Genomic DNA, 14,458 nt, shown 5'->3' with positions numbered 1-14,458 from the left:
ACTCCTGTGTGACCGATAGTGAACCAGTACCGCGAGGGAAAGGTGAAAAGAACCCCGGAAGGGGAGTGAAATAGAACATGAAACCGTCAGCTTACAAGCAATGGGAGCTCGATTAAACGAGTGACCGTGTGCCTGTTGAAGCATGAGCCGGCGAGTTATAGGCAGTGGCAGGTTAAAACCAGAAAGGTTGAAGCCAAAGCGAAAGCGAGTCTGAACAGGGCGTAAGTCACAGTTTATAGACCCGAACCCTGGTGATCTAACCATGTCCAGGATGAAGCTTGGGTAACACCAAGTGGAGGTCCGAACCGACTTCTGTTGAAAAAGGAGCGGATGAGGTGTGGTTAGGGGTGAAATGCCAATCGAACCAGGAGCTAGCTGGTTCTCCCCGAAATGTGTTGAGGCGCAGCGGTGAGAGTAAAAGTCTGGGGGTAAAGCACTGTTTCGGTGCGGGCTGCGAGAGCGGTACCAAATCGAGACAAACTCTGAATACCAGATGGTAATCTCACCAGTGAGACGGTGGGGGATAAGCTTCATCGTCGAAAGGGAAACAGCCCAGACCACCAGCTAAGGTCCCCAAATTACCACTAAGTGAGAAAGGAGGTTGGAGTCCATAGACAACCAGGAGGTTGGCTTAGAAGCAGCCACCCTTGAAAGAGTGCGTAATAGCTCACTGGTCAAGGACTCTGGCACCGAAAATGAACGGGGCTAAGTGGTATACCGAAGCTGTGGAATACAAATTGTATTGGTAGGGGAGCGTTCCGTGGTAGTAAGAAGCACTAGCGAAAGCAGGTGTGGACGAAACGGAAGTGAGAATGTCGGCTTGAGTAGCGAAAATATGTGTGAGAATCACATACCCCGAAACCCTAAGGGTTCCTCCGGACGGCTCGTCCGCGGAGGGTGAGTCAGGACCTAAGGCGAGGCCGAAAGGCGTAGTCGATGGACAACGGGTGAAAATTCCCGTACCGTGATTGGTTGGTGCAGAGGGACGGAGAAGGCGTGAGCTAGCCGGAAGATGGTTACCGGTGTAAGCGTTCGAGGTGTTGCGGAGCGGAGAAAACGTTCCAAGCTGAGGCGTGAGTCCGAGCTCCTACGGGAGCGAAGTAGTATCTGTCAGGCTTCCAAGAAAAGCTCTAAACACCATAAACCAATGATGCCTGTACCCGAAACCGACACAGGTAGGGTGGTTGAGAATACTCAGGGGCGCGAGATAACTCTCTCTAAGGAACTCGGCAAAATGGCCCCGTAACTTCGGGAGAAGGGGTGCCAGCGAGAGCTGGCCACAGTGAAGAGTCCCAGGCGACTGTTTACCAAAAACACAGGTCTCCGCAAAGTCGAAAGACGCAGTATGGGGGCTGACGCCTGCCCAGTGCCGGAAGGTTAAAGAAGTTGGTCAGCGAAAGTGAAGCTAGCGACTGAAGCCCCGGTGAACGGCGGCCGTAACTATAACGGTCCTAAGGTAGCGAAATTCCTTGTCGGGTAAGTTCCGACCCGCACGAAAGGCGTAACGATCTGGGAGCTGTCTCGGAGAGAGACTCGGCGAAATAGAAATGTCTGTGAAGATACGGACTACCTGCACTTGGACAGAAAGACCCTATGAAGCTTTACTGTAGCCTGGAATTGGGTTCGGGCTTCTCTTGCGCAGGATAGGTGGGAGGCGATGAATAGTTTCTTGTGGGGAACTAGGAGCCATCGGTGAGATACCACTCTAGAGAGGCTAGAATTCTAACTTGGAGCTCAATCAAGCCCAGAGACAGTTTCAGGGGGGCAGTTTGACTGGGGCGGTCGCCTCCTAAAAGGTAACGGAGGCGCGCAAAGGTTCCCTCAGGCTGGTTGGAAATCAGCCGGAGAGTGTAAAGGCACAAGGGAGCTTGACTGTAAGAGAGACAACTCGAGCAGGTAGGAAACTAGGCCTTAGTGATCCGACGGTACTGCGTGGAAAGGCCGTCGCTCAACGGATAAAAGTTACTCTAGGGATAACAGGCTGATCTCCCCCAAGAGTTCACATCGACGGGGAGGTTTGGCACCTCGATGTCGGCTCATCGCAACCTGGGGCGGAAGTACGTCCCAAGGGTTGGGCTGTTCGCCCATTAAAGCGGTACGTGAGCTGGGTTCAGAACGTCGTGAGACAGTTCGGTCCATATCCGGTGTAGGCGCAAGAGCATTGAGAGGAGTTCTCCCTAGTACGAGAGGACCGGGAGGAACGCACCGCTGGTGTACCTGTTATCGTGCCAACGGTAGACGCAGGGTAGCCAAGTGCGGAGCGGATAACCGCTGAAAGCATCTAAGTGGGAAGCCCACCTCAAGATGAGTGCTCTCACTACTTTAATAAGTAGGTAAGGTCACGGGAAGACTACCCGTTTATAGGTGTTCGGTGGAAATGCAGTAATGTATGCAGCCTAGACACACTAACAGACCGAGGACTTGACCTCATTTCAATCTTTACTTCTGACTATGCAGCCTTCTTTGTTTCTTCATGGGATCATCAGCTTTATGATCTCACTTGAAGTCACTAAATACCATAAGTAATTCTACTTAATTAAATAGACAAGTTTTTTTGTGGTATGTTGTAATTCAAATTGAAGTGCGGAATGTGGGTTATTTCTTTTCTTGGTCGATGGTCGGACAGCTCCGAGACCCGCTCTTATCAGAGCCGCTCCGAATGGCGCCATCCCATCCTACGGAATGCTGCGCAAACGACCGCTATCTTGGTCGATTGGATATGGCGAGGGGACCTCGCCATCCCATCCTAAGGTCATGCTGCGCAAACGACCGCTTTTTTTCCCTATCCAAGGGGAGGCTTCAAGGCGCGAATTATTTAATTATTAATTATTACAGCGGTTTTCATTTGGGTAGACCACAGTAGGGGCGATTTCCTACGGAATGCTCCGCAAACGCGAATCGCCCCTACAAAGTTTTGCTTGTGAAGATGTGGTTCATCAAGAGCGAAAAGCGCTGTAATTATTAATTATTCGGTAAAAAAAAAGCGATCGGGGACAACTCTAATAATTATTGATTCACTTATCTGTAAAAAATACTTGTAATGCTGGTATCAAGTCAATCATGATTTTGTTTTGACAAAGCTACCAACGGCATTAAAAGACCGGAGTGCAGTTTTATTGTCTCGGTTTTCCTTCTTGCTCCGTCCTTACTCTAAGGAAACCGAGAGAGCAGGCGGTGCGCTTTTTTTACCCATTGTCAAATGGCATCAGTATGGGATGATGTCGGAAGTATAGAAATGTGATCAGACAATATTGACTACTTTAAATCAATTCCAGTAAACATTCCTAAAATCACTATTTTACTTGATAATGGATACCAAGAGCGAAAAAATCATACAGGAGTTAAAAAAAATCTATCCTGGGATTATGACCAAAATTCGGATTGTATCTATCACCAAAACAATCATTGGCACAGAAAAAACAGGAAGGAAAAACAGGGTAAGTTCGGGTCAAAGCAAGGTTGGTCATTGAAAGAACCAATTCCTGGATCACCAGATGTAAAAGCTTGACCAAAAATTTGATGCGAACCCTGGAAAATGCTACTGCTAAGATTAATATGCCGTTTTCTTCGACTGATGCTTAAGAGGTTAGCGATCGCCTAATTTTTTAGAGATACCATTCAGGGGTTCTATAAGGTTGGTGTAAAGAATTGTTATATTTTGTATAAATTACTATCATCTGAAGATAAAATGCAGGTAAAGCTACGGACAAGTGGGATAAATTGTTTTGTCTGTGGTTTAGGTATAAACACTATTCTGGGGCTAATTTCGATTGGACTGGGAATAGCTGGAATGATTAGTAATCAGGTGCAGATAGTTCAGGGAGCGATTTCTTAATCAGGGGAGCGCCAGTTTTGCACCGGACAAAAAGTATTTCTAATTAGTTCAAGTTAAGGAAAATTTTGGGCAAAAAAGCTGATAAATATCTATAGAGAGGTGAATAATATGATAAATAATAATTATTTATGGCAAGGTGGACGTAAAATTGCGATCGAGCATACCGAAAGAGATATTACGTTACAGGCACCAAATATAGAAGCAGCAAAGGCTGAAGCAAGTAAGGCCAGACTTTCCCTCGAGAATATGGCTCAGGTTAGCTCTAATTTGGTTCGGGCTACTGCAGGAACAGATCGCAATGGTTTAATGGATCAATTACGCCAATCTGGAACTGTAGTGCATCATGTCTATCGAACTCCGGGTCAACCTGATTCCCAATACCTCATCAGTGACACTTTTTTTGTGAAGTTTAAGCCAGAAACAACGGCGCAAACTATTGAGCAGTACACCCAAGATGAGAACCTAGAGGTTGTCCAAGATTTGGGAAAAAATACCCTATTGCTGCGAGTAACTACTGCAACAGGGCGCAACCCGATCAAGACAGCTAATTTGGCCGCCGCCCGTAGCGATGTCGAATACGCTGAACCGAATTTAGTTCGATCACTACAAAGGTTTGACTTTATTCCCGCAGATGAGTTATTTCCCCAGCAATGGCATCTCCATGCTCCGGTAGATGGAGCGGAATTAGTCGCTGGAGCTGGAATTTTGGCTCCCGATGCTTGGGAAATCACCCAAGGTTCACGGGATATCGTAATCTGTGTGGCGGATGACGGGTTTGACTTAACCCATCCTGATTTTCAGGGACAGGGAAAAGTGGTTGGTCGCTTGAATGCCTTTGAGAGAAACGGAAAGGTCTTTTATAACGATAATGTGCTCCCTCAAGGAAATGACTATCATGGAACCCCCTGTGCTGGAGTTGCTTTGGCAGAGATCAATGGACAAGGGACAGTTGGACTAGCACCAGGTTGTGCATTGCTAGCAGTGCGATTTCCTCTTGCTTTTAATGATGCTGAGATGATTCAACTATTCCAACGGATTTCCCGAGAGGCAGATATTGTTTCTTGTTCTTGGGGATTTGGACCAGCTAATGCACCTCTTAGTCAAGCATTTTTTGATGTGATTTCTGATTTAGTTAGGAATGGAGGACGGCGTGGGAAAGGTTTGGTAATCTGCGTAGCTGCCGGGAATAATAATTGTCCAGTTAAGGATCTTGATAATACGCTTACTTACGAGTATTCTCATCCCAGGTTTGGTATTATGAGCTACAGTGGTCCAATTGATCGCTGGATTGCAGCTCACCCTGATGTGATTACCGTTAGTGGCTGTACTTCTCTCAAAACCAGAGCGGCTTATTCATCTTGGGGAAGGGAAATTTCTGTTTGTGCCCCCACCAATAACTTTCACGACCTAACCAATGAAAAATTGCCTGGTCGTGGGATAGTGACAACGGATAATGAAAACATGGGGGCAGATTTTACGCTAGACTCCAGCTATACTGACCGTTTCGGCGGTACATCTAGTGCAACTCCTACCGTCGCTGGGGTATGTGGACTTATGCTTTCCGCCAATCCCCAACTGACAGCATTACAAGTTAAGCAAATTGTTCAGCAGACTGCGGACAAGGATTTGAAGATTGAGTCAGATACGCCTGTGAATCAGCCTGGTGATTTCGTTGATGGCTTTAGTCTCTGGTTCGGTCATGGCAAAGTCAATGCTTTCAAAGCCGTCAAAGAAGCTATTGATGACATAATCATCATCGATCAGATGGTTCAATCAGGCTTGGACATTCCTGATGTGGGTAACCCAGTTGAGAGCAAACTAGAAGTCTCTCGAAGTGGATTAATTCGGGAAATTCGGTTCAGAATTGACCTCACTCACACCTATATCGGCGATTTACGGATTGATATCATTGCCCCAGATGGGACTGCGGTGACACTTCACAATCACACAGGAGGTTCTACAGACGATATTCAGGAAGTTTATACAGTATCCCAATTGCCTGCCTTAGCTGCTTTTGAAGGTAAACAGATCCAAGGAAGCTGGAGTGTGCGGGTGGTAGATACTTGGAGGATGGATGTCGGTCGGCTCAATTTCTGGCGATTAATTGCCAAAGTCACAAAATCTTGATCTGACAACTAAAAACAAAGGCGATCGCACCTTTTCTTTTCCCATACTTTAGGTGCTCGCTGGAGCGGCACAGTCTTGAATTTGAATCCTTGAAAACACATAGATTTAATCAGATTAGGGACCGTTTTAGCATGTCAACATCTCAACTGGTGCAAGCTCAAGCCATAGAATACTTAAGGTCACTTTACGCATCGATTGAAGTAGATCATCATGGAAATGCTGTTAAAGTTTGTTGGGGACACCACTGTGAAGTGACTGATACAGGGTCTTCAAATAATCTACTCAGAAGGAAGGAAAACTTGAAACTCCGCAACCAAAGCTTAATATGTGGTTTGGGTATCTAATAGGGGTTTGAGTTAATTTCACTAATTTCCCTATCTCCCTGAGCAAGTTTCAGGCCAGCTATAAATTAGTCTAAACTCCAGTTGCTTATTTTCTAGACCCTGTACTCCCCAGCATCCCCACACTATTATTTTGCTCACGAAACCCAACTTACTCAATAGGAAACCTAGCTACACATTGCTTTGAGCTGAGGTAGTAATACTTGAAAAGCTTGACCACGATGAGAGAGCGATCGCTTCGCTTCAGCAGACATTTCCGCAAAAGTCTTTTCTTGTGAAGGAACATAAAAAATGGGGTCGTAACCAAACCCATCATTCCCACGGAGACTATACAGAATTTCTCCACGGCAAATACCTTCTGTTTCTAAGGCAATTGTGCCATCTGGTCTAGCAATGGCAAGAGCGCAGACAAACTGTGCCTGACGATTCGAGTTATCTCCCAATTCTGTTAATACTCGCTCTATTTGTTCCGCAACAGTAGGAGCATAACGAGCAGAATAAATACCTGGTCTGCCATCCAAAGCATCTACTGCCAATCCGGAATCATCAGCGATCGCCCATTTTCCAGTAGCTTTGGCCACAACACTAGCTTTGAGGCGAGCATTAGCGAGAAAAGTTTCCCCAGTTTCCTCAACTTCTAAATCTTTTGGTTTTAGTTGTAATTGTAAATTCAAATCTGCTAGATATTCTTGTATTTCTTGAACTTTCCCCGGATTACCAGTAGCTACAACTAGCAATTTAGGAGTAGTTTCTGCGGGAGTAATGTTTGTCATTCTTTTATATAAATATTTATTTTGTCTTAAATAGAATACCATGTCATTTCAGTTATCAGTTATCAGTTATCAGTTATCAGTACCTCTAGTTAAAGTAAGAGGCTTGAAATATTGAATTTTATGTTTTTTTATCCCCTTGAAAGGGGAGGGTTGAGACCTTATTTTTTGGTCAATCGATTCTAACTAGACTGAAGTATCCACACAAAAAAATCCCAAATTATCGTTAGTAAAAAGAAATATAAACTGAGTTATAGTTCATATTTTTATGTAGTAATTTATCTTTTTTGTCCAATAGATATTTCCTATAAATTATTTTAATACTGCTTATTATTTGTAACATTCTTTTTTCACGCTTGGTATTATAGCCGTCGAAGGAAAGGTTCAGGAGATATCAAAAGCTGAAAACTCAGATAACACAAGCTTTTTTCTTCTTCTTTCTTCTTTCTTCCTTCTACTATAATTATCGCCGTAGATGGGTTTAGTAAAATAGGAGAGAGGAGAGTAGATAGAGTAGGAATTTAATCATCTATGCAATATCCGGAATGTGTCATCAAATATACTTCCCTACTGTGTTAATATAGCGTTTCCCAAACTAATGAGGTACAGTTGTTTTTCTTCTTTATCGATTCCTACGGAACCAGAACTACTACTCCCTACTCCCTACTCCCTACTCCCTACTCCCTAAAACCAAGGAATTTTGTACCTCACGCTTTTTGGGAATTGCTATATTATTTTCCAAGAGTACACAAATACCTGAAATCTAGTTTTAAATCTTCAATTCATTAAACCAAGTATTATATGTTCCGAAAGTTCTTCTCTCCTAAGAGCAAATACAAAGCTAGTATAAAAATTTTTTGGTTGATTCTTTCCCTGATTATTATGCTTAGTTTTAATTCAGACAAAATCCTTTCTGAAGACATCAATGTAAGTCCGACAGACCGATACAATATGAGTTCTAATCTGACTATATCGGAAAAAGTTATGAACATGGAACAAAGGCTGGAAAAAGAATTTGAAGATTATTTTGATCGAGAAATTTCAGAAGTTTCAAAAACTGGTAATGACATTGCTCAAAAATTGTTAGAAATTAGCCGAAAAAGTAATATAAGACCTGCGGTATTTTGGGCAATTCCTGAATCAGAATATTTACATTTAGTTTTGATTTCTCCTGGAAAAAAACCTCTAGTTCAAGATATTGACTCCCTCAAACGCGAAAATCTCATTCGTAAAGTCAAATTATTTCAGAATGAAATTACCAATCCTCAGACGCTTTTCACAAATTCTTACTTAAGTCTGGCTCAACAACTTTATCAATCGATAATTAAACCCTTTGAAGCCAATCTTCAAGAAGAAAGAATAGACACAATATTGTTTTGTTTAGGAACAGGTTTGCGTACTCTACCAATAGCAGCATTACATGATGGAAAACAATTTTTAGTAGAGAAATATAGTCTAGCAATTATTCCTGCATTTAATTTAATTGACTCCAATTATACTCCCATTCAAAAAGCCAGAGTTTTGGCAATGGGTGCTTCAGAATTTCCTACCCAAAATCCTTTACCTGCTGTTCCAATTGAACTATCAACAATTGTTAATAGAAACCTCATAGAAAATATCTCAGCTAAAAATATTTCTAGAGGTTGGCCTGGAAAATTATTTCTTAATCAGGACTTCACGTTAAAAAACTTAAAAAATCAACTTTATTCTCAATCTTTTAATATTATTCACTTAGCAACTCATGCAGAATTTAAACCCGGAAAACCTGAACAGTCTTACATTCAATTTTGGGATATTAAACTCCATTTAGACGAAATTAAAGAGATTAATTGGAACAATCCTCCGGCTGAATTATTAGTTTTAAGTGCTTGTAAAACTGCCGTGGGAGATAGAGATGTGGAGTTAGGTTTTGCAGGATTAGCTTTACAAGCGGGGGTTCAATCTGCATTAGCAAGTTTGTGGTATGTTAATGATCTTGGTACTTTAGCTTTAATGAGTGAATTTTATGAACAGTTAAAAACAGCATCAACTAAGGCCGAAACAATCAGACAAGCTCAAATTAAAATGATTCATGGAGATGTGTATTTAGCGAGGGAAAAATTGAAATTTTCTAGAGGAGAAATTACTTTACCTAAGAGTTTACAAATATTGGGAGAAACAGACTTTTCTCATCCTTTCTATTGGTCAGGATTCACTCTTATTAGTAGTCCTTGGTAAATATTTTTTCATGGGCTTTGAGAATTTGAAGTAATTCAAAAATGAATCATACAAGCACAAGTAAATCGCCGAAATTGAGAGAATTAATTAAAGGCTTTAGTCATAGATATTGGTAATTATTTTAATCCTTGTTATTGCAACTAAGCATCTAATAAAATTACATCATTTTTTTATGTCAGTGGGATATAACACTTATACGATAGTTACTGAATAATTAATAATTAATAATTAAATAATTCGCGCCTTGAAGCCTCCCCTTTCAAGGGGAAAATCAAGAAATAATATTTCCTTACATTCAATCAAGAACGGTTTTAACCAGAGGTAATTATCAATTATCAATTAATGAAAACTTCCTTATTTGCTACTCTTTTAATTCCCAAATATCCTTCACGAATTAGTTATAGGTATTGTTCAACAATTAATAATTAATAATTAATAATTAACAATTACCTATCCTTGAAAAGAAGAGGATTGACAAAGAGATGAAAATTATTTTCTTCTCTTGGTCGATTGGATATGGCGCAGGTTTCGGAGCCATCCCACCCTACGGTTCGCTTTGAAGATCGACCGCTGTTTCTCCACGGCGAGTGAGAGGCTTTAAACCTTAATTAGGGTTTGCTGAAAAAGTCTTATGGGTGAGGGTAGGAGACAGGAGACAAGAGACAGGAGGAACGGGGAATTTAGAGTAGGTAGGAGTAAGAATTGTAAGAATGATTTCTCTGCCCAACTTTTGCCTAAAATACGCTCCATGCATGAGCATGAAGAGCTGAAAACCAAGGTATTTCAGACCTCAAAAAGGCACTTGTCTTTATATGTCAATGCTTTTAGATTTAATCAGCAAGCCCTAATTATTCGGTAAATTGATTTTTGTAGATTTTGTAGGAGTTGCTGTGACTACAACTTAAGATTCTGTAAAATTTGATCCTTAATTTGGCTTTTTTTTACAGCACTGAAACATCAGGAATACCAACAAGTAAACATTCTGTATAGTTAATTTCATACATTCTTATACCAAATATCAAAAGTATTGCTAAATATCTTTGAGGTTTAGGGAGTAGGGAGTAGGGAGTAGGGTTCAAAGACATAAGATATTTTGGTTTAGTATCGGTAATTGTTACAAACATTGCTGAAGCATTATTATTACTTAATAACTGAAGTTTTCATGAAGTATAGCATTATTTTTGGGAATTGGTATTATTTACTGCTAGTTCATCATTAGCACATTTAGAACTATACCTCTGGTGGCTGGAAAAAGACTAACGTCCAGAGTAGGTCTGAAGATAGTGGCCAAGTTTTAGCATAACAAATAGCAGCTACATCAAGACCCAACCAAGAGTCAAAAATTTACGAACCTAGTTATACCAATTTGAAAATAGAATGCTACAAAAAAAAAGGCTGAAAATTATGCTTAAAAAGAACCTCTCCAATCCTTTAAGCTACCTATTTCGATTTTTTACGATTTGTTGATTACTTCTTCCTTCTTCTTTGACAATACTATTTGTCACAAACACTTATCAAATTGGTATTAGGTCTCTGACTGTGGCCTTTATGCTTCGACGGCTGTTTTGGGACTTGAAGAAAAATTGTTATAGATTGAACCAAATTAACTTTTAACTTACTAGAGTAAAGACATTATAAAGTCTTAGCTCTAAATAGTTGGTAAATGTAAAACTATACTTATCAAGAAATAGTATTAATTCTAGTCGCTTTGGAATTAGTCATGGCGGGTTTTAAATATAACTAATTTGGTGTAATAATTTTCATCCCAGTTATGAAACTTGCCTAAACCTTTTGAATAATTCCAATGTTAACTGAAACAATATAATTGGTAACCTGAAATTAGTGATAAATTATGGATAATTTAAAAGGACGAAATTTATTAAGTTTAGCAGATTTGAGTTCTGATGAATTAAAAGAACTTTTACAACTGGCAGCCAAACTTAAATCAGGTAAAATAAATCTCAAATGTAATAAAGTCTTAGGGCTATTATTTTCTAAAGCTTCGACACGAACTAGGGTAAGTTTTACCGTGGCAATGTATCAATTGGGAGGTCAAGTTATTGATTTGAATCCTAATGTTACTCAAGTTAGTCGTGGAGAACCTTTGGTTGACACTGCTAGAGTTTTAGACCGATATTTAGATATTTTAGCTATTCGGACTTTTGAGCAAAAAGATTTAGAAACTTTTGCAAGTTATACTCAAATTCCTGTCATTAATGCTCTGACAGATAGGGAACATCCTTGTCAGGTAATGGCTGATTTATTGACGATTCAAGAATGTTTTGGGAAACTAGATGGATTAACTTTAAGTTATTTTGGCGATGGTAATAATATGGCAAATTCTTTACTGTTAGGTTGTGCAATGGTAGGGATGAATGTCAGGATAGCAACTCCACCAAATTATCTACCAAATGTGGAAATTGTGGAGCAAGCAAAGGCTATTACTAATGGTAAGAGTGAAGTTATAGTTACTCAAGATCCCCAAGTGGCAGTTAAGGGTGCTCAGGTGCTTTATACTGATGTTTGGGCAAGTATGGGACAAGAAGAGGAGGCTAATAATCGAATACCTATTTTTCAACCCTATCAGGTTAATGAAAAGTTGGTAGAAAGTGCAGCAGATGATGTGATAGTGTTGCATTGTTTACCAGCTCATCGGGATGAAGAAATTACTGATGGAGTGATAGAAGGAGAGCGATCGCGAGTTTGGGACCAAGCAGAAAACCGGATGCACGCTCAAAAAGCTTTATTAGTCAGTCTTTTGGGTAGTGATTAGAGTTTACCCACTGGCAAAGTAGTAGGGACTTTCTATGAAAAGTCTCTGCCAGTTTTAGGGATGGAGGTTCTCGTAAAAAGCTTGCCAGTAGAGAAATTTGAATCAGTTATCTTAAGTGTAGAAAAACCAAAAATAGTTTAGGCCACCAAATTTAGAGCATAGATTTCATGCCTTGAAGGAGAAAGAACTTTTACAGAATAATTAAGGTTTAAAGCCTCTCCTTTAAAGGAGAAACAAGCGGTCGATCTTCGGAGCTTCCCGTAGGGTGGGATGGCGAGGTCTCCTCGCTGACCGACCATCGACCAAGAGAAGAAAAAATTTTCATCTCTTTGTCAATCCTATCCGTTTTCAAGGAGAGGTAATAATTAATAATTCATAATTAATAATGAATTGTTGAATATCCTTATGAATGCCAGTTCTGTAGAAGAGGGAACAGAAATTGATTATTTTATCGCCAATATTGAGAATTAAAAAGTGACATTTGAGTGGATAGTAAATACTTACTCAAACAGAAATTGGATAGAGGTTTTTTACCGAGAAGCCAAAGGGTGCTTGGGATTAAAAGAATATCAACTTAGAGATAAATGGAGCCTGGAACGCCATTTTTTCTTGGTATTTTGTGCTTATACTTTCATCATTTGGCATAGGTTAACTGGAGAGTTAAAAAGACAATTTTTACTCCGATTCCCTGTTGCTTTGATCGAGATAGAAATAAGCAGCTTTATCTTGATGGTTTAAATTAATAATTTCCTGAAATATTTGAGTAGCTTGCTCCATTTGCTGAGAGTAATAACTAATAACTCCTGCTTCAAATAATGTTTTAGTTTGTTTTTTAAGTTCGATTATTTCTGGGGGGTCTGCATCAAAAAATTCAAACAAAGATACAACATCTTTTTTTCCTTTGACTTTAACTTTACCAAGAAATCTGTAGTTATATTTTGTATAATCCTTAAGCTCAATAAAGGTCTTTTGACTAATAATTAAAGAAGCACCATATACTTTGGTTAAATCTTGCAGGCGAGAAGCTAAATTTACAGCATCACTAATGACAGTAGTATCCATTCTGTTTGTACCACCCACTGTTCCTAACATCAAGGAACCAGTATTAATTCCGATACCAATAGTAATAGGTGATTTCTGATATTTATTACGAAAAATATTGTATTGATTAAGTTCTAAAAGCATCCCTAAAGCAGCTTGGACAGCATCATCAGGACACCGACCAAATAGTGCCATAATAGCATCACCAATATATTTATCGATAAAACCATAATTAGCAGTAATTAATGGTTCCATACGAGAAAGATAAGCATTAATAAATTTAAAATTTTCTGTTAAAGTCATACTTTCTGAAAGAGTGGTAAAAGCACGAATATCAGAAAATAAAATTGACATCTTCTTTTGGACAGATTCGCCCAAAGAAACTTCTACAATACTTTCATGTCCTAAAAACCGGAGAAACTGTTTCGGAACAAATCGACTATAGCTTTGATTAAGTTTAGATAATTCAATATTTTTGAGTTCTAATTGTTGGGTAAACTGAATTCTTTCTGCTTCTGCTTTTTTTCTTTCTGTAATGTCTTGAAAAGTGGCGATCGCATAGATTAGTTGACCAGTATCATCAAAAATTGGACTTGCTGATACTTCTACAGGTATTATTTTTTCTCCTTGACGAATTTCCATATTATCAACTGTAGAATTTTCTCCTTTCAAAGCTTTGAAAATTGGCTGTTGTTCAACAGGGTAAAATTCTTCTGTTCCTGCTAAGTAAATTTGATAAATTTTAGGAATTTGCTCTGGAGTAGTTTCAGCTACTATACCTTTCGCAAAAATATTTTTTGCAGCTTGATTAGTATAGAAAGGTTTACCATCAGCATCAACTACAAATACTCCTACTGGCAAAGTTTCTAAGAATTTTTCTAGTCTTTTTTCACTTTCATATAATTGTTGAGCTGCTTCTATTAAATGTTCCTGTTTTAGTGCATCTTTTAACTGTTGAATATGATTTATAGTTTTGTTAATTGTAATTTCTAAATCATCTAAGTTGATAGGTTTAGTTAAAAAATCAAATGCTCCTAAATTCATCGCTTTTCTCACAAGAGTCAGATCGCTAGAAGCAGAAATAATTACTGTTTTAAGTGTAGGATGATTAATATCACAAAGAGTAGATAGTAGAGTAATACCATCCATTTCTGGCATGGTAATATCAGTCAATATCATATCTATATCTGGTTCAGATTGTAACTTTTCCAAAGCTTTTAAACCGTTAGAAGCAAAAATAAATTGGAGGTCTTTTTTCCTAATTTTTTTTCTAAATTTTTGGTTTATGATTGATTTAAAGGATGGTTCATCATCCACAACCAGTATTTTTGCTCGCATAACTTCATTTTAGTTG

At 39.4% G+C, this 14,458-nt stretch carries 7 protein-coding genes, 1 rRNA gene and 1 pseudogene (1 of these 9 running past the window's edge); 6 read left to right on the top strand and 3 right to left on the bottom strand.

The window, feature by feature from the left end; genetic code table 11:
* The 3 genes from F6K23_RS13785 to F6K23_RS13770 form a co-directional block, all read left to right on the top strand.
* Positions 1 to 2,429 (top strand): 23S ribosomal RNA (locus F6K23_RS13785) (it extends 452 nt beyond the left edge of the window).
* A 1,514-nt stretch (positions 2,430 to 3,943) separates the two neighbouring features.
* Positions 3,944 to 5,962 (top strand): S8 family serine peptidase, encoded by a 2,019-nt coding sequence (locus tag F6K23_RS13775; protein WP_293156067.1) that lies wholly within the window; start codon positions 3,944 to 3,946, stop codon positions 5,960 to 5,962.
* 131 nt (positions 5,963 to 6,093) lie between these two features.
* Complete coding sequence (locus F6K23_RS13770) at positions 6,094 to 6,306, top strand: hypothetical protein (protein ID WP_293156064.1); 213 nt, start codon at positions 6,094 to 6,096, stop codon at positions 6,304 to 6,306.
* Positions 6,307 to 6,470: 164 nt separating this feature from the next.
* Here the strand turns inward: F6K23_RS13770 and rdgB are convergent, their stop codons facing one another.
* Entirely contained in the window at positions 6,471 to 7,076 is a 606-nt protein-coding gene (gene rdgB / locus F6K23_RS13765) for an RdgB/HAM1 family non-canonical purine NTP pyrophosphatase (RefSeq protein WP_293156061.1), read from the bottom strand.
* 981 nt (positions 7,077 to 8,057) lie between these two features.
* Between rdgB and F6K23_RS13760 the strand changes: the two genes are divergently transcribed.
* A complete protein-coding gene (locus F6K23_RS13760) occupies positions 8,058 to 9,290 on the top strand; it encodes a CHAT domain-containing protein (protein ID WP_293156058.1) in 1,233 nt (410 codons plus the stop codon).
* A 941-nt stretch (positions 9,291 to 10,231) separates the two neighbouring features.
* On the opposite strand, the gene F6K23_RS13755 is transcribed toward F6K23_RS13760, so the two are convergent.
* Entirely contained in the window at positions 10,232 to 10,414 is a 183-nt protein-coding gene (locus F6K23_RS13755; protein WP_293156055.1) for a hypothetical protein, read from the bottom strand.
* A gap of 728 nt (positions 10,415 to 11,142) precedes the next feature.
* Here F6K23_RS13755 and argF point away from each other — a divergent pair.
* Entirely contained in the window at positions 11,143 to 12,063 is a 921-nt protein-coding gene (gene argF, locus F6K23_RS13750) for an ornithine carbamoyltransferase (RefSeq protein WP_293156052.1), read from the top strand.
* A 393-nt stretch (positions 12,064 to 12,456) separates the two neighbouring features.
* Positions 12,457 to 12,747: pseudogene (locus F6K23_RS13745) on the top strand (IS701 family transposase); the annotation flags it as partial.
* On the opposite strand, the gene F6K23_RS13740 reads toward F6K23_RS13745, so the two are convergent.
* Entirely contained in the window at positions 12,739 to 14,442 is a 1,704-nt protein-coding gene (locus F6K23_RS13740) for a response regulator (RefSeq protein ID WP_293156049.1), read from the bottom strand. The pseudogene F6K23_RS13745 and the gene F6K23_RS13740 overlap by 9 nt on opposite strands.
* Positions 14,443 to 14,458: the final 16 nt, after the last annotated feature.

The organism is Okeania sp. SIO2C9, assembly GCF_010672455.1.
Classification (GTDB): Bacteria; Cyanobacteriota; Cyanobacteriia; order Cyanobacteriales; family Microcoleaceae; genus Okeania.
Note: the sequence above shows the minus strand (reverse complement) of the source record. Positions and strands in the feature narration are given on the sequence as shown.

Bases quoted from the DNA above. Each gene is read 5' to 3' on its own strand.
- F6K23_RS13775 (WP_293156067.1), top strand. From the start codon at position 3,944: ATGATAAATAATAATTATTTATGGCAAGGTGGACGTAAAATTGCGATC.
- F6K23_RS13770 (WP_293156064.1), top strand. From the start codon at position 6,094: ATGTCAACATCTCAACTGGTGCAAGCTCAAGCCATAGAATACTTAAGG.
- rdgB (WP_293156061.1), bottom strand. From the start codon at position 7,076: ATGACAAACATTACTCCCGCAGAAACTACTCCTAAATTGCTAGTTGTA.
- F6K23_RS13760 (WP_293156058.1), top strand. From the start codon at position 8,058: ATGAACATGGAACAAAGGCTGGAAAAAGAATTTGAAGATTATTTTGAT.
- F6K23_RS13755 (WP_293156055.1), bottom strand. From the start codon at position 10,414: ATGTTTGTAACAATTACCGATACTAAACCAAAATATCTTATGTCTTTG.
- argF (WP_293156052.1), top strand. From the start codon at position 11,143: ATGGATAATTTAAAAGGACGAAATTTATTAAGTTTAGCAGATTTGAGT.
- F6K23_RS13740 (WP_293156049.1), bottom strand. From the start codon at position 14,442: ATGCGAGCAAAAATACTGGTTGTGGATGATGAACCATCCTTTAAATCA.